Annotated in this window: 21 protein-coding genes; 4 read left to right on the top strand and 17 right to left on the bottom strand. The window is 37.5% G+C overall.

What is annotated here, in order from left to right; translation table 11 throughout:
* Positions 1 to 38 precede the first annotated feature (38 nt).
* The 4 genes from fre to trxA all read right to left on the bottom strand — a co-directional run bounded on the left by fre (position 39) and on the right by trxA (position 4,220).
* Complete coding sequence (gene fre, locus H4J67_RS06755; protein WP_182175940.1) at positions 39 to 734, bottom strand: NAD(P)H-flavin reductase; 696 nt, start codon at positions 732 to 734, stop codon at positions 39 to 41.
* Between the two features lie 53 nt (positions 735 to 787).
* The gene (ubiD, locus tag H4J67_RS06760; RefSeq protein WP_182175939.1) at positions 788 to 2,290 is read right to left on the bottom strand and encodes a 4-hydroxy-3-polyprenylbenzoate decarboxylase; all 1,503 of its coding nucleotides are present in this window, start codon (positions 2,288 to 2,290) and stop codon (positions 788 to 790) included.
* A 129-nt stretch (positions 2,291 to 2,419) separates the two neighbouring features.
* Positions 2,420 to 3,679 (bottom strand): transcription termination factor Rho, encoded by a 1,260-nt coding sequence (gene rho, locus H4J67_RS06765; protein WP_070375345.1) that lies wholly within the window; start codon positions 3,677 to 3,679, stop codon positions 2,420 to 2,422.
* A gap of 214 nt (positions 3,680 to 3,893) precedes the next feature.
* Positions 3,894 to 4,220 (bottom strand): thioredoxin TrxA, encoded by a 327-nt coding sequence (gene trxA / locus H4J67_RS06770; RefSeq protein WP_070375344.1) that lies wholly within the window; start codon positions 4,218 to 4,220, stop codon positions 3,894 to 3,896.
* A gap of 177 nt (positions 4,221 to 4,397) precedes the next feature.
* Between trxA and rhlB the strand changes: the two genes are divergently transcribed.
* Both rhlB and H4J67_RS06780 read left to right on the top strand, forming a co-directional pair.
* Complete coding sequence (rhlB, locus tag H4J67_RS06775) at positions 4,398 to 5,660, top strand: ATP-dependent RNA helicase RhlB (protein ID WP_070375343.1); 1,263 nt, start codon at positions 4,398 to 4,400, stop codon at positions 5,658 to 5,660.
* A gap of 6 nt (positions 5,661 to 5,666) precedes the next feature.
* Positions 5,667 to 7,205, top strand: coding sequence for a guanosine-5'-triphosphate,3'-diphosphate pyrophosphatase (locus H4J67_RS06780; RefSeq protein WP_182203244.1), 1,539 nt, complete (start codon positions 5,667 to 5,669; stop codon positions 7,203 to 7,205).
* Positions 7,206 to 7,277: 72 nt separating this feature from the next.
* On the opposite strand, the gene H4J67_RS06785 is transcribed toward H4J67_RS06780, so the two are convergent.
* The 8 genes from H4J67_RS06785 to tatA form a co-directional block, all read right to left on the bottom strand.
* Positions 7,278 to 8,129: a DMT family transporter gene (locus H4J67_RS06785; protein WP_182175937.1), complete on the bottom strand. Its 852-nt coding sequence runs from the start codon at positions 8,127 to 8,129 to the stop codon at positions 7,278 to 7,280.
* A 155-nt stretch (positions 8,130 to 8,284) separates the two neighbouring features.
* Positions 8,285 to 9,304, bottom strand: a complete 1,020-nt coding sequence (hemB, locus tag H4J67_RS06790) for a porphobilinogen synthase (protein WP_182175936.1) — start codon at positions 9,302 to 9,304, stop codon at positions 8,285 to 8,287.
* Between the two features lie 38 nt (positions 9,305 to 9,342).
* Positions 9,343 to 10,050, bottom strand: a complete 708-nt coding sequence (locus H4J67_RS06795) for a GGDEF domain-containing protein (RefSeq protein ID WP_259368511.1) — start codon at positions 10,048 to 10,050, stop codon at positions 9,343 to 9,345.
* A 131-nt stretch (positions 10,051 to 10,181) separates the two neighbouring features.
* Complete coding sequence (locus tag H4J67_RS06800; protein WP_182175934.1) at positions 10,182 to 10,970, bottom strand: TatD family hydrolase; 789 nt, start codon at positions 10,968 to 10,970, stop codon at positions 10,182 to 10,184.
* A 6-nt stretch (positions 10,971 to 10,976) separates the two neighbouring features.
* Positions 10,977 to 11,453 (bottom strand): hypothetical protein, encoded by a 477-nt coding sequence (locus tag H4J67_RS06805; RefSeq protein ID WP_182175933.1) that lies wholly within the window; start codon positions 11,451 to 11,453, stop codon positions 10,977 to 10,979.
* Positions 11,453 to 12,208, bottom strand: a complete 756-nt coding sequence (tatC, locus tag H4J67_RS06810; protein ID WP_182175932.1) for a twin-arginine translocase subunit TatC — start codon at positions 12,206 to 12,208, stop codon at positions 11,453 to 11,455. The genes H4J67_RS06805 and tatC overlap by 1 nt, the downstream gene beginning before the upstream one ends.
* Before the next feature lie 4 nt (positions 12,209 to 12,212).
* The gene (gene tatB, locus H4J67_RS06815; protein WP_182175931.1) at positions 12,213 to 12,632 is read right to left on the bottom strand and encodes a Sec-independent protein translocase protein TatB; all 420 of its coding nucleotides are present in this window, start codon (positions 12,630 to 12,632) and stop codon (positions 12,213 to 12,215) included.
* 3 nt (positions 12,633 to 12,635) lie between these two features.
* Entirely contained in the window at positions 12,636 to 12,875 is a 240-nt protein-coding gene (gene tatA / locus H4J67_RS06820) for a Sec-independent protein translocase subunit TatA (protein ID WP_182175930.1), read from the bottom strand.
* A gap of 92 nt (positions 12,876 to 12,967) precedes the next feature.
* Here tatA and H4J67_RS06825 point away from each other — a divergent pair, with 92 nt between their 5' ends.
* Complete coding sequence (locus H4J67_RS06825) at positions 12,968 to 13,990, top strand: hypothetical protein (protein WP_182175929.1); 1,023 nt, start codon at positions 12,968 to 12,970, stop codon at positions 13,988 to 13,990.
* 18 nt (positions 13,991 to 14,008) lie between these two features.
* On the opposite strand, the gene H4J67_RS06830 is transcribed toward H4J67_RS06825, so the two are convergent.
* Positions 14,009 to 16,642, bottom strand: coding sequence for an EAL domain-containing protein (locus H4J67_RS06830; RefSeq protein WP_182203245.1), 2,634 nt, complete (start codon positions 16,640 to 16,642; stop codon positions 14,009 to 14,011).
* Positions 16,643 to 16,930: 288 nt separating this feature from the next.
* Positions 16,931 to 17,794: an RNA polymerase sigma factor RpoH gene (rpoH, locus tag H4J67_RS06835; protein WP_182175927.1), complete on the bottom strand. Its 864-nt coding sequence runs from the start codon at positions 17,792 to 17,794 to the stop codon at positions 16,931 to 16,933.
* Positions 17,795 to 18,109: 315 nt separating this feature from the next.
* On the opposite strand from rpoH, the gene H4J67_RS06840 reads away from it, so the two are divergent.
* The gene (locus H4J67_RS06840; RefSeq protein ID WP_259368512.1) at positions 18,110 to 19,327 is read left to right on the top strand and encodes an EAL and HDOD domain-containing protein; all 1,218 of its coding nucleotides are present in this window, start codon (positions 18,110 to 18,112) and stop codon (positions 19,325 to 19,327) included.
* Between the two features lie 21 nt (positions 19,328 to 19,348).
* On the opposite strand, the gene ftsX is transcribed toward H4J67_RS06840, so the two are convergent.
* From ftsX to ftsY, 3 genes are all read right to left on the bottom strand, one after another.
* On the bottom strand, positions 19,349 to 20,335 hold the full coding sequence (gene ftsX, locus H4J67_RS06845) for a permease-like cell division protein FtsX (RefSeq protein ID WP_404842779.1): 987 nt from the start codon (positions 20,333 to 20,335) through the stop codon (positions 19,349 to 19,351).
* Positions 20,319 to 21,017 (bottom strand): cell division ATP-binding protein FtsE, encoded by a 699-nt coding sequence (gene ftsE, locus H4J67_RS06850; protein ID WP_182175925.1) that lies wholly within the window; start codon positions 21,015 to 21,017, stop codon positions 20,319 to 20,321. The genes ftsX and ftsE overlap by 17 nt, the downstream gene beginning before the upstream one ends.
* Positions 21,018 to 21,087: 70 nt before the next feature.
* A partial coding sequence (gene ftsY, locus H4J67_RS06855) for a signal recognition particle-docking protein FtsY (RefSeq protein WP_182203247.1) occupies positions 21,088 to 22,066 on the bottom strand: 979 nt, incomplete at its 5' end.

The following is a 22,066-nucleotide window of genomic DNA, read 5'->3' on the forward strand; positions in this document are numbered from 1 at the left end:
GGCTTTATCGGTCATTCATTTAAAAACTTTATCTGATATTAAATATAGGCAAAAGCATCAGCAAACATATGTTCAACTAAGGCGCCTTGCGCTAAAAAGTCGGTGCGAACTGCGCCCACCATATCAAAACGCCCTGCCAAATAAATATCATAATCGGCTAAATTTTTAATATCTTTCATCACAACGTGGTGAACCATACCCACTTGTCCTTGCCAGTTATCATCTGGGTTCTCTACAACTGGGTGAAAAGTACCGTTTTGTAAACCTGCAATAATCTTAGCCGTTTTTTCTAGTTCATAACAAGCACTTTGATCACGCAACCCCCAATAAACAGTAATCTTTCGTGATGACCTTTGTGACGCTAACAATTCATACATAGATTTTATATAAGAAAATCCTGTACCACCCGCTAAAAGTAAAAGCGGACGTTCACTTTCACTACGCAGCTGCGCATTACCTAATGGCATTTCAACAGTAACGGTGTTATTGGCTTTAATATGTTCAATAACTTGCATTGGGTAACTGTCAGCACCTGAAGCACCTATTTGTAGTTCAATTAATTCAGCCTTGGGTGCACTGGCAATTGAGAATGGACGTTTATCATCCTCACTCATCACAAAATTTAAGTATTGGCCGGCTTGAAAATCGATTTGCTCACTTGGCTTTAATAGCACTTTATAAACAAACTCTGTCAGAGATGTTAATGATTCTACCTGACACTTAATTTTATTCATTTATTTAAACCTTTCATTATTCAGTTCCTAAAACATGTTCAGGATAACAGTTACTAATTCTTTTTATCAGTTGTTGGAAATATATTAAGTTCATCCCAAATATTATCAACATCTGTTTTAACTTCTTCGCTCATCACAATAGGTTCACCCCATTCGCGATTTGTTTCACCTGGCCATTTATTTGTTGCATCCATACCCATTTTTGAACCTAAACCAGATACAGGTGATGCAAAGTCTAAATAATCAATCGGTGTATTTTCAATTAATACCGTATCTCGACTTGGATCCATCCGCGTGGTCATTGCCCAAATTACGTCTTTCCAATCACGAGCATTAATATCATCATCACAAACAATAACGAACTTAGTATACATAAATTGACGTAAAAAAGACCAAACACCCATCATTACCCGTTTTGCATGTCCAGCATATTGCTTTTTAATAGTAACAATCGCCAAACGATATGAACAACCTTCAGGTGGTAGATAGAAATCCTGAATTTCAGGAAATTGTTTCTGTAAAATAGGCACAAACACCTCATTTAATGCCACACCTAAAATGGCGGGTTCATCCGGCGGGCGGCCAGTATAAGTACTGTGATAAATAGGGTCTTTACGATGAGTAATATGAGTTACCGTCATCACAGGGAAGTTATCAACCTCATTATAGTAACCGGTGTGATCACCGTATGGCCCTTCTGGAGCAACTTCAGCAGGGTCTAGATAACCCTCTAAAATAATCTCAGCAGTCGCAGGTACTTCTAAATCGTTACTAATACATTTAGCCACTTCTGTTTTAGCACCACGTAGTAAGCCAGCAAAAGCATACTCTGACAAGGTATCAGGAACAGGTGTTACTGCGCCTAAAATAGTGGCCGGATCTGCACCTAAAGCAACAGAAATAGGGTATTTTTCACCTGGATGAGTTTGCTTAAATTCTTGAAAATCTAATGCGCCACCACGATGAGATAACCAACGCATAATAATTTTATTTTTACTGATTAATTGCTGTCGATAAATACCTAAATTTTGACGTTCTTTATGAGGACCTCGTGTAACCGTTAACCCCCAAGTAATTAAAGGAGCAACATCTCCTGGCCAACATTTTTGAATAGGTAGTTTATTTAAATCTACATCGGCACCCTCAACAATAACTTGCTGACACAACGGCTTTTTAATCATTTTTACCGGCATATTTAGGACTTGCTTATAAACCGGAATTTTACTAATCGCATCACGAAAACCTTTAGGAGGTTCAGGCTCTTTTAACATGGCAAGTAATTTACCAACATCACGTAAAGCACGTACATTAGGTTGTCCCATAGCCAAAGCAACACGATCAGGCGTACCAAACAAATTAGTTAGTACTGGCATCCCATGTGGTACACCATTTTTGTCAACGGGGTTTTCAAATAATAACGCTGGCCCCTGAGCACGTAGCGTACGGTCACTGATTTCGGTCATCGTTAAATCTGTAGAAATAGGCTGGGGAATACGCTTGAGCTGGCCTATTTTTTCTAACTGTTTTATAAAATCTCTTAAGTCACTATATTTCATAAATTTAAATCACTCTTCCACTTAATAGTTTGACAATGTTTTAAGCAAAAACGCCAGCTGTTATTGCTAACGCTGGCGTTTATGTACAGGATCTCGCAATCACACAGATGTGCATAAGCGACCAATAAACTATTTACGTTTCATAGAATCAAAGAATTCGTTATTCGTTTTAGTCATTGCTAGTTTATCGATAAGAAACTCAATTGCACCGACTTCGTCCATTTCATGAACAATTTTACGTAAAATCCACATTTTCTGTAATTCTGCAGGTTTAGTGATCAATTCTTCACGACGAGTACCACTACGATTAATATTAATCGCCGGGAAAACGCGCTTTTCAGACACTTTACGAGAAAGGTGTAATTCCATGTTACCGGTACCTTTAAACTCTTCGTAAATAACTTCGTCCATTTTAGAGCCGGTTTCAACTAGAGCTGTCGCTATAATCGTTAAACTACCACCGTGCTCAATATTACGCGCGGCACCAAAAAAGCGTTTTGGACGGTGTAAAGCATTGGCATCAACACCACCGGTAAGAATTTTACCTGATGATGGAATAACCGTATTATAAGCTCGAGCTAAACGTGTGATTGAGTCAAGTAAAATAACAACATCTTTTTTATGTTCAACTAAACGCTTCGCTTTTTCAATAACCATTTCAGCTACTTGTACATGGCGGTTTGCTGGTTCATCGAACGTTGATGCAATAACTTCGCCTTTTACCAAGCGCTGCATCTCTGTTACTTCTTCTGGACGTTCATCGATAAGCAATACCATTAACTCGGCATCAGGATGGTTATGAGCAATACTTTGCGCAATATTTTGTAGTAATAATGTTTTACCCGCTTTCGGTGGAGCAACAATTAAACCACGTTGCCCTTTACCAATTGGAGAAGCCAAATCTAAAACACGTGCGGTAATATCTTCAGTTGAACCATTACCACGTTCCATAATTAAGCGTTCATCAGGATGAATTGGGGTTAAATTTTCAAAGAGTATTTTGTTGCGAACATTTTCTGGCTTGTCGAAATTAACTTCTGCTACTTTTAATAACGCGAAATAACGTTCACCTTTTTTAGGTGGACGAATTTTTCCGTGAATAGTATCTCCGGTACGCATACTGAAACGGCGAATTTGACTCGGTGAAACATAAATATCATCAGGTCCCGCTAGGTATGAGGAGTCTGAAGAACGCAAAAAACCAAAGCCGTCTTGTAAAATTTCTAGAACACCGCCACCAAAAATATCATTATCGTTTTCGGCATGGGCATTTAATATAGCAAAAATTATGTCTTGTTTACGATTGCGGCCTAAATTATCAAGCTTCATAGATGCGGCAAGCTCGACAAGTTCGCTTATTGGTTTTTCTTTAAGTTCGATCAGGTTCATAGTGGGGTTCTTTAACTATTTATATTGAAGTGAGTTTGCCTGTTGGCATCATTGAAATTGGAGTTTGGTTTGAAATGTGGTTCATTAGAAAGCTAAATTTAGCACTAAAATTTAATCAGGTAAAGGATCAAAATTTGATCTATGGCTTTCTTCTTTAATTAATAAGCTAATATATACAAAAAAGGCTCGTAAATACGAACCTTTTTTTGAAAACTTATAAATTATTATCAATAAACTCTTTTAATTGAGTTTTAGATAATGCGCCGACCTTAGTATCAGCGACTGCGCCATCTTTAAATAACAATAACGTAGGAATACCACGAATACCGTATTTAGGTGGAGTAATTGAATTTTGATCGATATTTAATTTACCAACAGTTACTTGACCTGCATATTCTTCTGCAATGTCATTTAATAAAGGTGCAATCATTTTACAAGGACCACACCATTCAGCCCAAAAATCGACTAATATAAGGCCTGAGGCGGTAATTACGTCAGTATCAAAACTGTCGTCTGTTAACTGAACAATTCTATCGCTCATTTCTATCTCCGTTAAATGGTGGCATTATGCCAATTGATAGGGATTATAACGCCATCATTATGAATTACCAACTTTGATCTTATAACTGTTGGCTATTTCTAACATTAATTGAGTATTTATGAATACATTTACTCGATACCGTTTTTTATTAACTATATAACCTGTTAAGCTGTGCGCATGAATAAAACACACTTAACTGAAACTAAGTTCTCTGAACTTAACCTCGACACTAAAGTTGTCGCAGGTCTTGACGCTATGGGCTTTGAGTATTGCACTTCAATTCAAGAGCAATCTTTACCCATTTTATTGAAAGGTACTGATATTGCAGGCCAAGCACAAACAGGCGAAGGTAAAACAATCGCCTTTTTAGCTGCAACCTTTCATCACTTATTACAAAAGCCAGATCCAAAGCATAATCAACCTCGTGCCTTAATCATGGCACCAACACGTGAATTAGCGGTACAAATTCACCGTGATGCTAAAGAAATGGCAAAAAGCACCGGCTTACGCTTAGGCGTAGTTTATGGTGGTGAAGGCTATGAAAGCCAGCGCTTAGAGCTTGAAGCTGGTGTAGATATTCTTATTGGTACCTGTGGTCGTTTGCTCGATTACATGAAACAAGGTATTTATAACCTAAACAATATTGAAGTTGTTGTGCTTGATGAAGCCGACCGAATGTTTGATCTAGGTTTCATTAAAGATATCAGATATATGTTTAATCGTATGCCTGCCGCCACAGCACGTTTAAGCATGTTATTTTCAGCAACCTTATCTTTTCGTGTAAAAGAACTTGCATTTGAACACATGAATGAGCCAGAAAGTGTTGAAATCGCGCCAGAACAAAAAACAAACACTCGAATTTCTGAAGAATTATTTTATCCTTCTAACGAAGATAAAATGGCTTTGTTACAAACATTAATTGAAGAAGAATGGCCTGAAAAAGCGATCATCTTTGCCAATACCAAGCATGTTTGTGAAAAAGTTTATTCACATTTAGAAATTGATAACATCCGCGTTGGTTTATTAACTGGCGATGTACCTCAGAAGAAACGTTTAAAAATTCTTGAACAATTTAGTGCCGGTGAATTAGATATCTTAGTTGCCACTGATGTAGCCGCGCGCGGTTTGCATATTCCTAGCGTAAGTCATGTATTTAATTATGATTTACCTGATGATTGTGAAGATTATGTACATCGTATAGGCCGTACTGGCCGTGCTGGTGCAACAGGTCATGCTATTAGTTTCGCATGTGAAGGCTATGTTTTTAACTTACCTCCAATCGAAACCTATATTGAACATGCCTTGCCGGTAAGTAAATATAATCAAGATGCATTATTAACTGATTTTCCTACTCCTAAGCCTCGTCCTCGTCGCCATAAGCCTCAAAATGGTGGACAAAATCGTGGCAGAACGGGTGGAAACAACCAGCGTCGCCACTAGACGACTATGACGATCACCCATACTGAGATTTCCACACCTCTTTATGCGGTGATCGATTTAGGTTCAAACAGCTTTCATATGTTGATCACCCGACAGCTAGCCAATAGCGTTCAGGTGGTTGATAAAGTTAAACGTAAAGTTCGTTTAGCCTCCGGTTTAAATTCAGACAACCAACTAAGCCAAGCCGCAATTGCCCGAGGCCTTGAATGTTTAAGCTTTTTTGCTGAACGGCTGCAAGATATCCCTCAAAAAAACGTCCGTATTGTCGCGACTGCAACCCTGCGTCTTGCTAAAAATCGTGAAGAATTTTTAACACAAGCTAATAAAATTTTGGGACAAAAAATAAAGCTACTCAGTGGCAAACAAGAAGCCAAAAATATTTATTTAGGGGTAGCACATACCAGTTGTGGCGCTAAACAACGCTTTGTAATTGATATTGGCGGCGCAAGTACTGAGCTTATTTTAGGTGATGGTTTTGAAACTAAGCAAGTCGAAAGCTTAAATATTGGCTGTGTCACTTTTAATAGCGGTTATTTCTCTGATAATAAATTAACGGCTGAAAATTTTACTCTTGCTATAGCTGCAGCAAAAAAAGTAATCTTTCCTTTGGTCGAGCGTTTTAAAGAAACGGGTTGGAAGTTAGTGTTAAGTGGCTCTGGCACCATGCAAGCCCTGACAGAAATGCAACAATTTAACCATAAGAGCACTGGTGTTAATCTGCTTTTTTTACAGACTGTTCAACAACAGTTAATACAATGTAAAACAATCAGTGAAATTAAGATTGCTGGGCTTAGCCAAGAAAGATCGCCCGTTATAGCCAGTGGCGTCGCTATTTTAATTGCCGTCATTGAAAGCTTTAACATTGAAAACATTCAGTTATCAAGTGGTGCTTTACGTGAAGGTTTACTTTACAGCATGCTGCCTAAAAAGGTAGATATGAGTATCCGTCAAAGTACGATTAATTCTCTCACTGAAAAATTTCATATTGATAATCAACATTCTGCACGAATTCAAAAACAAGCGACAAGTTTATTTCACACCTATAAAGAAACTTGGTCATTAGATGAAGAAAACAGCTTAGCATTATTAAGTGCTGCCTGTGAATTACATGAAATTGGTTTGTTATTAGAATTTAAGCAGCATCAGCAGCATGGTGCATACATATTACAACACGCTGACTTACCTGGGTTTAATCAAATTGAACGACAATTACTAGTCACCTTGGTCAGGTTACACAAAGGTGATATTGATGTCGATTTGCTAGAAAACCAAACGGCAGTAAATTTTCAGCAAGCCAGCTACCTGTTAGTTATTTTACGTTTAGCCATCATTTTATGTCGACGTCGCAAAGATGATGCTTTACCCGAATATCAAACCACTATTATTAAAAGTACCCGTGATGACATTATCAATTTATGTTTACCGACGACTTGGCTTGCTGCACACCCACTTATCGCTGACGAACTGCTCCAAGAAAGTGCTCACTTAACACAGCTTCATTTATCACTTAACATCTTTTGTGAGACTCAAGAAGCCCTTAAATAACCATTCATTTATTGTTTGATATCTACTCTGTGAAGCTCAATAACATAGTTAAATATCAATATTTAGTGATGATTAACTATTGGTTTTAGATGCCCAAAGATTGGTAAAAATAACAATACTGCCACCAATCACCATCATAAGCGTTATTTGTTCACCTAAAAGAAAATACGCAGCTATAGAACCGTAGATAGGCTCTAAACTTACCGCGATACTTGCTGTTTGCGCTTTAACTACCTTTAGAGAATGATTAAATAATGTATGAGCAACTGCCGTAAAAAGAACACCTAAAATAATTAATACCGACAGCTGCTGGTAAGATATGGTGATCGGATATAAAAACATTAAGGGTAATAAACATACCGTAGCACAGGCGTTTTGATAAAAGGCCACTTTTTTAGCCGATGTTTTGGCAACAAACTTTCGATTTAACAGTGTTAATAAAGCAAAACTCATTGCCGATGTCATTCCCCATATAACACCATCGATATCCCCTGCACTTAAATGGTCAAGTGGTAGAATAAATAAGATACCAACAACCGTGAGTAAAGCTTGCAATAACGCCTTATAATGGAATTTTTCTTTAAACAACATAGGTTCGAGAAAACTAACAAAGACAGGAAAAGTTGCAAAAGTGATCAAGCCAATTGCGACACTTGATACCTGAATAGCATAAAAGAAACTCCCCCAATGAAAAGCTAAAACCAAACCGGTAAAAGCAAGCGGCAATAGTAGTGACTTTTCAACCCTTAGAGACTGCTTTCTAATCAGTAAAACAAAAATCGCAATAGTTGCCGCGGCAAAAGCAGCACGGCCAAAAACAATATGGCTGGCTGGCATATTTAGCCACTTAGCAAAAAGACCCGATATAGCGAAAAGTAACACCGCACTATGCAGTGAAAATAATGACTGTTTGTGACTGGGCATTAATGCTCGACTTAGTAAAATTAAACAAGCTATCCTACCAGCTAAAACACCTGAGCTAATAGAATAAGTCGTTTGCCTATATATTTTTACTATCTACTTATAGCATTGCAAAGTAAGATTTTTACAATCAGCGCCCTTAAGATCGGGCGATAACATTATTGTTCCTTTAACCAGTAAGCCACTTTTTTAGCAAAGTAAGTTAAAATACCATCGGCGCCCGCACGTTTAAAAGCGAGTAACCCTTCCATAACACAAGGTTTTTCAGCTAACCAGCCATTTTGAATGGCTGCCATGTGCATTGCATATTCGCCACTCACCTGATAAGCATATGTTGGTACTTGGAAAGTATCTTTTACTCGGCGCACAATATCTAAATAAGGCATACCCGGTTTTACCATGACCATATCTGCACCTTCGGCGATGTCTTGAGCAACTTCATGTAATGCTTCATCACTGTTTGCTGGGTCCATTTGATATGAGAATTTATTACCGCCTTTAATGTTACTTGCAGAGCCAACAGCATCACGAAAAGGACCATAATAATTAGAAGCATATTTTGCTGAATAAGCTAAAATTCGCGTGTTTACAAAACCATGTTTTTCTAATTCTTGACGAATTGCCCCAACACGACCATCCATCATATCTGAAGGGGCAACCACATCGGCACCCGCTTGAGCATGAGACAACGCCTGCTTAACTAAAATTTCTTTGGTAATGTCATTTAATACGTAACCCTCATCTTTACCCTTTATGCCAAGAATGCCATCTTGTCCATGGGTCGTAAAAGGGTCAAGAGCAACATCGGTTATTACCCCTAATTCAGGAAACTTTGCTTTAAGAGCACGAACAGTACGTTGAGCTAATCCTTCAGGGTTATAGGCTTCTTCAGCCATTAATGACTTTTTATTTGCTGGAGTGACAGGAAATATAGCAATGGCAGGAATACCTAAATCAACCAGTTCTTGCGCTTCTTCTAATAATAAATCAATACTTACACGTTCAACTCCAGGCATAGAAGCTATAGCTTCGCGCTGATTTTCGCCATCAAGAACAAAAACCGGATAAATTAAATCATTAACGGTTAATTGATTTTCTGACATTAAGCGACGCGAAAAATCATCACGGCGCATGCGGCGCATTCTGCGGGCAGGAAATTGCCCAAAAGCGTTACTCATAAAATTTTCCTATATAAATAAAGTTGATAAGTTAGCGGTTAACTATCGCTAGCTTTGACAAAGTCTTGTTGTCTCACTTGATTGCGGCCATTATGTTTTGCTTGATATAAGGCTTGATCTGCTGCGGCAAAGAGATGCTCGGCTTGAACATCTTTTTGTTGTAAATAAGTGCTAACGCCACAGCTAATGGTTAGACTTATGATAGTGTTATTGTAGCTAACCTGACAGCTAGCAATACTTTCCCTTAATTCTTCAGCCAGTGCTAATGCCCCTTGGCTATCTGTTTCAGGCAAAATTAAACAAAATTCTTCACCGCCATAACGACAACTGATGTCTGCACTTCTTCGCAAGCAACTTTTAATGCAAGCAGCCACTACGATTAAACATTCATCACCGGCTAAGTGACCATAAGTATCATTCACTTTTTTAAAATGATCTATATCAATAATCACTAAGCTCAAGGGCGTTAAGTTACGGCGACTACGTCGATATTCAGCGAGTATTTTTTGATCATAAAATCTCCGGTTATACAAACCGGTAAGGTCGTCTAACGTATTCTTTTCTTCTAGCTCTTTATTAACTTCTTCGAGTTCTTGCAAAGCAATATTGAGCTCTAAAGTACGCTCTTGTACTTTACTTTCAAGCTCATCGTTATCTTGAACTTCATTTTCAACGTGCTGATCTGCTGCATTGCTAGCAAGAGAGTTTTTAGTGTTTTTATCTTGTGAAAATACTAAAAACGCCATGAAGAGAGCCATAATTAATAACAATAAGGTCATCGATGAAAATAGCATAACCAACTGAATTATCGATAAAATTACCACTAATATTGTAACAATAAAAAGGTAAGAAGTTGACCGATTAAAGAGTGAGATCATTAACACTCACCTAAGTTGAAAACTTTTCGCGCATTTTCACTGGTGGCATTAATAATGTCGTCGCTATGGCATTGGTACAATTGAGCAAGCTTTTCTATGACGTAAGGTAAATAGCTTGGTTCATTGCGACTGCTTTTGGGTTTAGGCTTAATGCTTCTAGGTGTTAAATATGGCGCATCTGTTTCAATCATCAACCTATCTAATGGAATTGATGGAATAAGCGCTTGTAATGGTTCTCCACGACGTTCGTCGCACACCCATCCGGTAATACCAATATACATACCAGCTGATAAGCATTGATTTAACTCATTTTCATTACCGGTAAAGCAATGAGAAACCATAGCAGGCACAGTGTTTAAATAAGGAGATAGTAATTGAAACCAGACAGGGAAAGCATCCCGTTGATGTAGAAAAAGTGGTAATTGAAGTTCTGCAGCTAATGATATTTGTTCAGCAAACACTTTTTTTTGTTGCTTTGGCGTAGAAAAATTACGGTTAAAATCTAAGCCACATTCACCAATCGCTTTTACCGCTTTATTTTTAGCTAATAATCGAATGTCATCTAAATAGTTATCACTGACATTATCGGCATCATGGGGATGTATACCCGCTGTGGTATAAAGATAATCTGGATATTGTGCAGATAATTCTAAAGCTTTATGACTTTCAGCGATATTAGTTCCGGTAACTAACATCGCCCTAATACCGGCAGATTTAGCCCGCGCGATTAATTCATCACGGTCTTTATCAAAACGTGCATTCGTTAAATTTACACCAACGTCTATCATATTATATTATTTAATTCGCTTTACACGGATAGCTCTATTGGTATTGATTTTTTTCAAAAAAAATGAACCTAACATGCCTGCAGATATTTCGACATTATCTTCTTTTTTCAGTCGCAATGTAATAGTGTCATTTTGTTTCCACACTTGGCCATTCTCGAAATGTATTGTTAATTTTTTTCTAATGCTTTTATTGATTTTTGCAACGGTATAAATGACTTTTTCTAAATTGTACCCACTGTCTTGTTGTTTTTTCTTCTCAATTTTATCACCACCAAAACGTGCTTCTTTTTGAACTTGTGTAGGAGATTCTTTTATTTCGACTGTATTTTTAGAAGTAAGTGATAATCTATCAAAACAGCTTAGGCGCGATAAATCATCTTGAACTTTAACACATTGCTCTAATTCATTACTTAATGTTTTAGCATAGCTACTGGTTGAAAAAACAAGCAATATGGTGATTAATATACCAATCTTTTTTAGCATTATTCAGTTTCCTTGTATTGATGATCAGTTTGTTTTTTCTGGTAAATAGACGCTATAAAAACGCCTAATTCAAATAATAACAGCATGGGTACTGCCAATAATGTTTGTGAAATAATGTCAGGCGGTGTTAACAACATACCAACCACAAAAGCACCAACAACAACATAGGGTCTTTTTGCACGCAAACTGTCGGGATCCGTAAAACCGGTCCAACACAGTAAAATAATAACAATGGGTATTTCAAAAACTATCCCAAAGGCAAAAAATAATTTTAGAACAAAATCTAAATAACTGGTAATGTCAGTGGCAATATTTACCCCTTCAGGGGCTACAGAAGTAAAAAAAGCAAAAATTATTGGGAAAACCACATAATAGACAAAAGCAATACCCCCATAAAATAGCAAAGTGCTGCCGAACATCAGTGGAATAACTAAGCGTTTTTCATTCTTGTATAAGCCAGGCGCGACAAAAGCCCAAATTTGATAAAGAATAAAGGGCATGGCAATAAAAATAGAAAGTACCATGGTTAATTTAAAAGGAGCAAAGAAAGAAGAGGCAACATCGGTTGCGATCATTTGTCCCCCTTCAGGTAAGGTTTCCATTAAGGGTTTGGAAACATATTCATAAATTTCATTAGCGAAATAGAATAAGCCTAAAAAGACAACCAAAACGCCTACCACAACGTTCAACAATCGGCTGCGTAATTCGAGTAAATGATCAAATAAAGTATAACTACTTGCTGGAGATGGATTCATGGTGTTACTTTTTATTTTCTTGTGAAGATGAAAGGTTAGCAGTGACTGCTGCTTCTTCAGTCACCTTATCATTTTTTTCAATATTTTCTGAGACAATACTTTGTGAGTCAACTTTTTCAGGCTCTTTATCTAATTGATAAGGACGATTGACCATCTCAGCAGCTTCTTTTAATGTTTTTAATGATTCAGCAATCTCAGGTGATAGATTTTTCATATCCGCTTGTTCAGCTTTCTTCAAATTAGCATGTAATTCTTGTATGCGTAATTCTTCGGTAAGCTCGGTTTTTACACTATCACTAAATTTACGAACACCACTTATCCAACCGCGCACCGTTCTAATCGCAACAGGTAAGCGTTCTGGACCTAAAACGATCATACCTATTATCGCAATCAGCGACAGCTCCCAAAAGCCAATATCAAACATCGCTTACGCCTGATCTTTTTCTTTTGTTTTTACTTTCTCTTCGGTGTCGGTAGTAACAGACTTATCAGCAATATTTTCTGCACTTTCTTCTTCCTTTTTAGCGTTACTATCTGTCATAGCATTTTTAAAACCTTTAACCGCAGAGCCTAAATCTCCACCTAGATTACGTAATTTTTTTGTACCAAATAACAACACTATAATGACCGCAACAATTAATAATTGCCAAATACCCATATTTCCCATGATAAACCCCTATTATTTACAATGGATTCATTATAAAGTTTTAAAATGAAAAATCATCCTTTGATAGACAAAATAATGCGATAGGACAAACTTTGCAGAAAAAGCACCTTATTTATCTGAGTTGCTTGTTGATGATCAGCATTACCTTCACTACTTTTCAGAGTAATGCTAGACAAGATCAAAACATGGACAGTGACACTGAAAAGCAAATAGTAAAACCTATCAAACATCCACAAAGGCATGTTGTGCCCACTCTTGTGCCCGATGACTGGGGTCAAGACGTACACGACACCATCGCTAATTCCGTTTATCAATCGGCTACTTGGTTTGATAGTTTTTTTACCGATATTGATAGCCAACAAATTGAACCTAAAGCAACAGCCAAAATACGTTTTGGCTGGATACCCAAAGCACGTCATTTGGCGGAGCTTGACTCTCGTTTTCGATTAAAAATAAAGTTACCTCACTTTAAAGACAAGATGAGCTTGATTCTTTCCGATGAGGATGACGTTGAAGATGGCCAATTACCCCTCGATGGCATCGGTACTCAGCCAGAAATAAATGAAGAAAGCTTTGCCGCGGCCTTACGTTATGTGGTTAAAAAGAAGAGCGATAGCTTAGTCGATACTCGATTAGGAATTTCAGGCGGTGATATTTTTATAAAGATACGTAAGCGCAAGTTGTATACCTTCAATGAAAAGCACGGTTTTAAAGTTGAACCTTCAACGTATTACTTCTTAGGTGATGGTCTTGGAGCCAAGTTATTTCTTGAATATAATTATCAATATAATGAAAAATCACAATACAGGGTCAATTATACTATTCGCGGCTCTGAATCATTTAGTGGCATCCGATGGAAACACGGCTTTTATCAATTAAACCAATTAGATTCAACAACAGCCTCCGTTGTTGGTTTGCAAGTTGAAGGTGAGCGTAATGGTCAATATGGTTTTTTTACCGACAAATATACACTGAGTTATCGTTATCGATTCAATGCACTAGAAAAATGGTTGTTTTTTGAAGTAGAACCATTTTTAGAGTGGTCAAAAGAGGATAACTACACCACCACACCCGGAATTGCGCTACGCATCGAAGGTTTTTTTAGTAAAATATGATTAATTGTTAAAGAAAAATTAGGCACTAACTTTAACGATAACCTCACTTTCGGTTATTATTCGTGGCATTTTTATTGGTCGACTAATATGAAAGCCCTGACCAAATTCACAACCGGCGTTCTGTAACTTTTTCAACATTTCCTCTGACTCGATTCCTTCAGCGACTAAATGGTAGCCAAAGTTACTGCCCAAATCATGCAAAGCCTTCACTAACGACAGATTTTTATTATTAGTATTTAGCGTACGAACAAAACTTCTGTCTAATTTGATAAATTCAAACGGGTAGTTGTGTAAGAAGTTTAATGACGATGAACCCGCGCCGTAATCATCTAGAGCGAGCTTAACCCCAAAATCTTTTAATCGACGTAAGTTCTTCAGGGCTAATTCACTTTGTTGGGCAAATGCAGATTCATTAAATTCAAGAATTAAACGGTGAGGCTCTATAGCTGCGTCTTTAATTTGTTTGATCAACTTATTGAGCTGATTCGCTTGAACTAAATGACGTCCCGATAAATTAATACCAATAAAAGCATTAAAATACTCAGTATTTTGTTGCCAGCTTTTTAATTGTTGACTAACTTCTTTAATAACCCAAGCTTCGATGTCTAATATCATGCCAGTTTCTTCGGCCATATATAAAAATTCGCTTGGCGTTAATAAACCTTTAGTTGGATGCTGCCAACGTAATAAGGCTTCAAAACCAATGGTATTCGTTAACGTTAAGTTGGATATTTGCTGATAATGCAGTTCAAATTGACTCTCGGTAATAGCAATTCGTAATTCTTGCTCTAAAGTCATACTGGCTATCAGTTTTTCTCGCATGCTTTCATCAAAAAAGACATAACGACCACGACCTAAGTTTTTAGCTTGGTACATAGCGGCATCAGCATCACGTAAAATTTCATGAGAATCCTTATAATGACTGCTACATTGCGCAATACCTATACTGGCATTCGAGTAAAGTGTATGACCACCTAAACTGAAGGGTTTGGCAATAGCGGTAATAATGCGAGAGGCAACTTCTTCAATATCATCTTGACATTGTAGTGAATCAAGCAAAATAACAAATTCATCTCCCCCTAAACGCGCTAAAATATCATTATCTCTAACACAGTCTTGTAATCTTAGTGCTATCTCAATAAGAAACTCATCTCCAGCATGATGTCCCAATGTATCGTTAATCATTTTAAAGCGATCTAAATCGATAAATAACACCGCAAAGCGTTGATCTGGATGACGCTTTAAATGTCGTAATGCATAGCTCAATCGGTCTGAAAACATCGCTCTATTGGGTAATTTTGTTAGGCCGTCGTGATGTGCTTCATAGTAAAGTTGCGCTTCTGCTTTTCGTCTCTCATCAATTTGCATACGCAAATTTAAATTACTCGCTTGTAACTCTTGGGTACGTTGATTAACCGTATTTTCTAATTTTTCATGGTGTTTTTTTATTTCGGCTTGCGAACGCTTACGTAAAATAGCGGTATCAACGTGCTGGCTAATAAAACGTATTAAAGTTAGGTCACTTTGTTGATAGGCTTGCGAATCTTGGTAATGCTGAATAGCTAAAATGCCGAAGATCTTACCGTCTTCCATTAATGGAGCAGCAAGCCATGCTTGTGGCATTTTATTTTTAGGATAATCTATCGTCAGCGCTTCACTCGTTATTTCGCCTTGCTCAGATAAATAAAAGACTTCATCTTCGGTAATTAATGTCGGTGCAACAGCATTCATCGCTAATTCTGTCAGCCCAAAGCCTAACATTCGAGGCAGAGGTGTATGCACTTTTTCATCGTCATAATAGGGAAAAGTCACAATAGAACTATCTTTGTTATCACCCGTGTCTAACAAGGCAATATATAAGTTTTTTGCTGGTAATAAAGTATTGATTTCTTGATGGATAGCTCGATAGAAGCAATCAATATCTTGTGAATTAGCCGTAATTTCTGAAATTGATAGTAAGGCTTTATGCATTTTTACCGCTTTCTTACGCTCAGCAATTTCAACTTGTAGCTGCTTATTCATTTCGGTTAGCGTTTCAGTACGCTGTAAAATACTTTGCTCTAGTAGTTCACGACTACGTACACGATCAATAGCGGTCACTAAATGCAAGGCAATAAATTCAAGCAACTGACAATCATATTCATCAAAGTAAAGTTTATCATCGTAACTTTGTAATGCCAGAACACCAATAACCTGACTGCCACGTCTAAGGGGAACACCAAGCCAATCAACACAGGATGAACCATACAGAAAAATATCAACTGATTTTGCTAATGCGAGGCGTTCTTTAGCCGAGCAATGCATCGGCTTTTCACTTTCAAAAACCATACCTGTTAAGCACTTTCGCCAGTCAGCAACTTTTAAATGATCATGTAAACGAATTTCTTCAGGGTTGTGGCAATGAGCAAGCTCAAGGTTATCTTTTGAATTGATCAGGGTGATATGAAAACTATCGGTAATTAGTAATGTTTTAATCACCGATTTAAGCTCAGCATAAAAGGCTGCCATATCGGTTACTGTGCTTGCCAATTCAGACAACTGCAACAAACCCGACTGCATGGTTTTAACCTGCCGATACTTTTTAAGTAGAGACTTTAATTTGGGAAGCTGACGTAATGCCAGAATGTCTTCCTTTGCCTTTAATTCCGTCAAGGCGATTCCATAATTAGTTATTAGTATTATTTTTAAGCGGTTAGTCTACCAAATTAATACCACTTGGCTAGTACCTTATTTGAATTGATAAGATCAATACAGTATATGCCTATTTTTTGTACACTATAATTTACGAGTTACGCAACGTTTACCGAAAAGAGATGAAAGACCGTTAATGATTAACATAAGCAAGCTAGTATCAGTGCTCAAAAGAGAAAATCTACAAAAAGCAGACATAAAAAAACCGACATAAATCGGTTTTTTTTTGGTACAGACATGATCCAATAACTAAGCAGCCATTGAACCTTTAAGTTTATTAAGGGCATTTTTTTCTAGCTGTCTGACACGCTCTGCAGAAATATGATACTTGTTAGCTAAATCTTGTAACGTCGTTTTATCTTCAGTTAACCAACGGGTTCTTATAATATCTTGGCTGCGTTCATCAAGAATGACTAAAGCATTAGATAAACGCTTATTAGCATGAGAAGAGTGATCTTCATCTTCAACCTGAACAGCGAGATCTGACTGATGATCTTCAAGATATAAGGCTGGAGAGTAACCTCCACCAGCAGAATTATCAACATCGTCAGATGACAGCTCAAAAGCCTGATCTTGATTACTCATTCTAGATTCCATCTCTAAAACATCTTTAGGCGTAACACCTAGAGTCTCTGCAACATTATTAATTTCGTCGTTACTGAACCAACCTAAACGTTTTTTGTTTTTACGAAGGTTAAAAAACAATTTACGTTGTGCCTTGGTTGTTGCCACTTTAACAATACGCCAATTACGTAACACAAACTCATGAATCTCAGCTTTTATCCAATGAACAGCAAACGACACTAAGCGTACACCCACTTCCGGGTTAAAACGCTTAACAGCTTTCATTAAACCAACGTTACCTTCTTGAATTAAATCAGCTTGAGGTAAACCATAACCTGCATAACCTTTTGCTACATGAATAACAAATCGTAAATGCGACATAATAAGCTCTTGTGCCGCTTGTAAATCATTTTCTGAATATAAACGAGTGGCGAGTTCATTCTCACGCTGTGCTGTAAGCATAGGAATGCCATAAGCAGACTGCATGTAAGATTCAATACTACCGCTACGTGGAACTGTTAGCGCCATTGATTGTATCGGTTTACTCATTTTAAAAACCCCTCTTTATCGCTCTTTAATAATTCTTAAATAATTTTTTAACTTTCTGGCTCGCTATAATAGCATACATCGATCGTGTAGGCGAGCAACGAACCACACATTACCTTACAACACAAGACGAAACAACTCAGTCAAGTAGATTTATCTGTTTTTTTTGTGTACATTTGTTAAAATAAAAGCATCAGAAAACACTTAAAATTTACAAAACAATATCTTAGCTTTTGTATCAAGATGTAATTTAGCAAGGATGTGGCTATTACTTTATGTATTTAAGTAACTTATAAATGAATTTTAGAGGGTTATAATTTGTACTCATACGTTGCTCGTCAACCCATCTTAGATATTAAACAAAATGTTGTTGCCTATGAATTGCTTTTTCGTGATGGTAAAAGTAACAGTTTTCCTGATATTGATCCTAATCAAGCCACATCTAACATACTAACTAATAACCATTTAAGCTTAGGTATAGAACAAGTCACTGGTGATCTACCCGCATATATTAACTTTCATGCTAATACTTTGATTTTTCACTTCCCAAGCTTCCTTGATCCCAAAAATGTGGTATTAGAAATTTTAGAAGACGTTCCGGTAACCCCTGAGCTATTAGCTGCTTGCCAGTCACTTCATGAGAAGGGTTATAAATTAGCCTTAGATGATTTTGACTTTGATGAAAAGTGGGCTCCATTTTACCCTATCATAGACATTATCAAAATTGATGTCCTTCAGTTTTCTATTCTAGAAATTAGCAAGCTGGTCAGAGAACTTGCCAGGCTAAACGTAACACTATTAGCTGAAAAAGTAGAAACTTTACAACAATTTGAACAATTAAAAATGCTGGGATTTACACTTTTTCAAGGTTATTTTTTTGCAAAACCAGAAATACTAAAACAGCGAAAAATCACCACGGCAAAACAAAATATCCTCGAACTGATCAGCCAAGCAAGCCAAGTAGAATTAAACATTAACAAAATCAGTGAAATTTTTGCCGTTGACCCCGGCTTAACCTATAAATTACTGCGTTTTATCAATAGTCCTACTTATGGTAGTAGCCAAGAAATAACATCGTTAAAACATGCTCTTGCTTATATTGGACAAGTTGAACTGAAAAAATTTATCGCGTTGCTTGCGCTGTCAGATTTAAGCTCAGATAAAAATCCAGAAATTATGCGTCTTTCTTTAGCACGAGCTAAGTTTTGTGAAAAAATCGCCCTTTGCCGCTTTGAAAGTGAAAATCCGCCTAAAGCTTTTCTCACCGGTATATTATCGTTAATCGATGGTATTATAGACCATGATTTAGAATATGTATTAGGTGTGTTACCTATTCATCAAGGCATAAAATCGGCATTAAGAAGCGAGCAGTGTGACCTTGGAGATTACTTGTCATTAGTAAAAAACATTGAACAAGGCTTATGGGTAAAGGGTGAAGAAATTGCCAAGAGAATTACTTTAGAGAGTGAACTTTGTTTTCAAGCTTATAAAGACTCACTGTCATGGGCAGACGAAATGATCGCCTGTGGAACTTAAATCGACATTTAGTAGACTTTATTAATCAGCGGTAGGCTCTATGGTACGAATATGCTTACGCACTGAAATATAACTTCCTGATAAACCGAGTATAACGGCAAATAATATCAGTGTCATCGCTTCTGAAAAGCTTAAACCACTTATAATAAAGTTACTCTGATATAAGTGGGTTAATTCAGAGAGAGCCCCCGATAAATATTTAGCGAGCAGAGCCACACATAACCAAGAGACCACACCCCCCAAAATACCATACCAAAGGCCCGCATATAAAAAAGGACGCTGAATAAAGCTATCCGTCGCGCCAACAAGTTTCATCACAGCAATCGCATCTTTTTGATTTAAAATAGCTAAGCGTATAGTGTTGCCAATAATGAGCACCACAGACAGACACAGTAATGCACCGATACCTACCACGATATCTTCAATAAGTTTAGCAATAGCTTCTAATCGAGAAAGCCATTCAAGGTCTAATTTTCCTTGCTGAACCTCTCGTTCTTTTTCTAGCTTCAATAATAACTCTCCAGCCGCCTGTGTTTGGCTAGCACGCGTTGTTGGGGTCACTAACAGTGTTGCTGGTAGGGGGTTTTTATCTAAATATTCTAGCGCCTGTCCAAAACCAGATAAGGTTTTAAACTCTTGTAAAGCCTGCTCTGCTGAAATATAAGTAACGTTGGCAACTTCAGGATAAAGTTCAATTCGGTGAACTAAGTTTTGTGCCGCTTTGTCAGTCACTGACAATTTCAAAAATAAACTAATTTCTGAGGCGGTGTCCCACTGTTCACTGATGGCTTTAGCATTTTTGACAAATAAATGTAACGTAGCGGGTAAGGTCAAACTGATACCTAAAACCAAAACCGTCATTATTGAGGTGAAAGGGGTACGCCATAAATCACCTAAACTACCTACGGCTTGTTGAACATGTCGAATTAATCTATCTGTTATTTTTGCTGCAAAATTTAATTTCTGCGACGGTTGGCCAAAACGGGTAGGTTTATTCATTATTTTCATGCTTAACTTGTAAACCTTCAACGATACCATCGGTGATCATTGAACCTTGTTTAAGCGTCAGCGTTCTATATTTCATTCTAGCAATTAGCCCCAGATCGTGTGTAGCTATAAGTACGGTAACGCCAAAATCATTAAATTCTTCAAACAAGCGAATAATATCTAAGGAAAGTTTAGGATCTAAATTCCCGGTTGGCTCATCAGCAAGCAAGATTAATGGCTTATTCACTAATGCTCTGGCAATGCCAACTCGCTGCTGCTCTCCACCTGACAACATATTAGGAAAACAACGTAACTTATCGCTCAAATGGACTTTATCTAGCGCTGCTTCCACACGTTTTCGCGTTTCCTTATGGCTATACCCTTCTATAACTAGAGGTAATGCAACATTATCGAAAATAGTTCTGTCCATTAATAGATTATGGTTTTGAAAAATCATCCCTATTTTTCGACGAGCATAGGGAATATCTTTATACTTTATATTTGATATTTCACTACCGTTAATTTGGATTTTACCACTGGTCGGCTTTTCCATTAAGCTCATTAGCTTTAAGAGTGTACTTTTCCCCGCTCCTGAATGTCCGGTTAAAAATGCCATTTCACCCGCTGCCAATTCAAAACTAACATTTTTAAGTGCTAAAAAGCCACCGGGATAGGTTTTACTGACATTGTTAAAGTGGATCATAAAATGGCCATACTCTTATTTTTATTATTCTTCACATCGTGTAGCGGACATCAGAACTATACCGTAAATCTTAGCTATCTTGGGTAAATAATGCATCAATAAAATCATCGCCGTTAAATGGACGTAAGTCATCAATGCCTTCACCGACGCCTAAATAGCGGATAGGAATCGCATTTTTATCGGCAATAGCAAAGACAACACCACCTTTAGCCGTACCATCAAGCTTGGTTAATGTTAGTCCCGTCAAACCAACCGCTTCATTAAATAATTTTGTTTGGCTTAACGCATTCTGTCCAGTGCCTGCATCTAAAGTTAACATCACTTCATGAGGTGCTTTATCATCGATCTTTTTCATGACACGGACAACTTTTTTCAATTCATCCATTAAGTGACTTTTGTTCTGCAGCCGGCCAGCAGTATCGGCAATGAGTACATCAACACCACGGGCTTTTGCGGCACTAATCGCATCAAAAATAACAGAAGCACTGTCTGCGCCTGTATGCTGGGCAATAACAGGAATATCGTTGCGCTCGCCCCACACTTGTAATTGCTCAACCGCCGCGGCTCTAAACGTGTCACCAGCCGCTAGCATGACCGATTTACCTTCAGCTTGAAATTTTTTCGCTAATTTACCAATAGTGGTGGTTTTTCCAACCCCATTAACACCAACCATTAAGATAACGAAAGGACCTGAATCATTATTAATCTCTAACGGTACACTTACTGGCTCAATAATTTTCTTTAACTCTTCTTTGAGTAAATCATACAAAGCTTCAGCATTTTTAAGTTGTTTACGTGATGCACTTTCTGTAAGTGATTTTATAATTTTTGTGGTCGTTTCAATACCCACATCCGCTAACAGCAAATGGGTTTCGAGTTCTTCAAATAACTCGTCATCAATTTTTTTACCACTCAATAACGTAAATATTCCACCACCAATATTTTGGCGTGTTTTAGTGAGTCCTTGCTTTAATCGAGCAAAAAAACCAGCCTTAGCTGCTGGCTCTGGCTCTGGCTCTGGCTCTGGCGCTGGCTTTGGCTCTGACTCT

Source organism: Colwellia sp. BRX10-4 (genome assembly GCF_014077465.1).
GTDB lineage: Bacteria > Pseudomonadota > Gammaproteobacteria > Enterobacterales > Alteromonadaceae > Colwellia_A.

What these genes read in the sequence shown, in the direction of transcription:
- fre (WP_182175940.1), bottom strand. Translation starts at nt 734, where the DNA reads ATGAATAAAATTAAGTGTCAGGTAGAATCATTAACATCTCTGACAGAG.
- ubiD (WP_182175939.1), bottom strand. Translation starts at nt 2,290, where the DNA reads ATGAAATATAGTGACTTAAGAGATTTTATAAAACAGTTAGAAAAAATA.
- rho (WP_070375345.1), bottom strand. Translation starts at nt 3,679, where the DNA reads ATGAACCTGATCGAACTTAAAGAAAAACCAATAAGCGAACTTGTCGAG.
- trxA (WP_070375344.1), bottom strand. Translation starts at nt 4,220, where the DNA reads ATGAGCGATAGAATTGTTCAGTTAACAGACGACAGTTTTGATACTGAC.
- rhlB (WP_070375343.1), top strand. Translation starts at nt 4,398, where the DNA reads ATGAATAAAACACACTTAACTGAAACTAAGTTCTCTGAACTTAACCTC.
- H4J67_RS06780 (WP_182203244.1), top strand. Translation starts at nt 5,667, where the DNA reads ATGACGATCACCCATACTGAGATTTCCACACCTCTTTATGCGGTGATC.
- H4J67_RS06785 (WP_182175937.1), bottom strand. Translation starts at nt 8,129, where the DNA reads ATGCCCAGTCACAAACAGTCATTATTTTCACTGCATAGTGCGGTGTTA.
- hemB (WP_182175936.1), bottom strand. Translation starts at nt 9,304, where the DNA reads ATGAGTAACGCTTTTGGGCAATTTCCTGCCCGCAGAATGCGCCGCATG.
- H4J67_RS06795 (WP_259368511.1), bottom strand. Translation starts at nt 10,050, where the DNA reads ATGGCGTTTTTAGTATTTTCACAAGATAAAAACACTAAAAACTCTCTT.
- H4J67_RS06800 (WP_182175934.1), bottom strand. Translation starts at nt 10,970, where the DNA reads ATGATAGACGTTGGTGTAAATTTAACGAATGCACGTTTTGATAAAGAC.
- H4J67_RS06805 (WP_182175933.1), bottom strand. Translation starts at nt 11,453, where the DNA reads ATGCTAAAAAAGATTGGTATATTAATCACCATATTGCTTGTTTTTTCA.
- tatC (WP_182175932.1), bottom strand. Translation starts at nt 12,208, where the DNA reads ATGAATCCATCTCCAGCAAGTAGTTATACTTTATTTGATCATTTACTC.
- tatB (WP_182175931.1), bottom strand. Translation starts at nt 12,632, where the DNA reads ATGTTTGATATTGGCTTTTGGGAGCTGTCGCTGATTGCGATAATAGGT.
- tatA (WP_182175930.1), bottom strand. Translation starts at nt 12,875, where the DNA reads ATGGGAAATATGGGTATTTGGCAATTATTAATTGTTGCGGTCATTATA.
- rpoH (WP_182175927.1), bottom strand. Translation starts at nt 17,794, where the DNA reads ATGAGTAAACCGATACAATCAATGGCGCTAACAGTTCCACGTAGCGGT.
- ftsX (WP_404842779.1), bottom strand. Translation starts at nt 20,335, where the DNA reads ATGAAAATAATGAATAAACCTACCCGTTTTGGCCAACCGTCGCAGAAA.
- ftsE (WP_182175925.1), bottom strand. Translation starts at nt 21,017, where the DNA reads ATGATCCACTTTAACAATGTCAGTAAAACCTATCCCGGTGGCTTTTTA.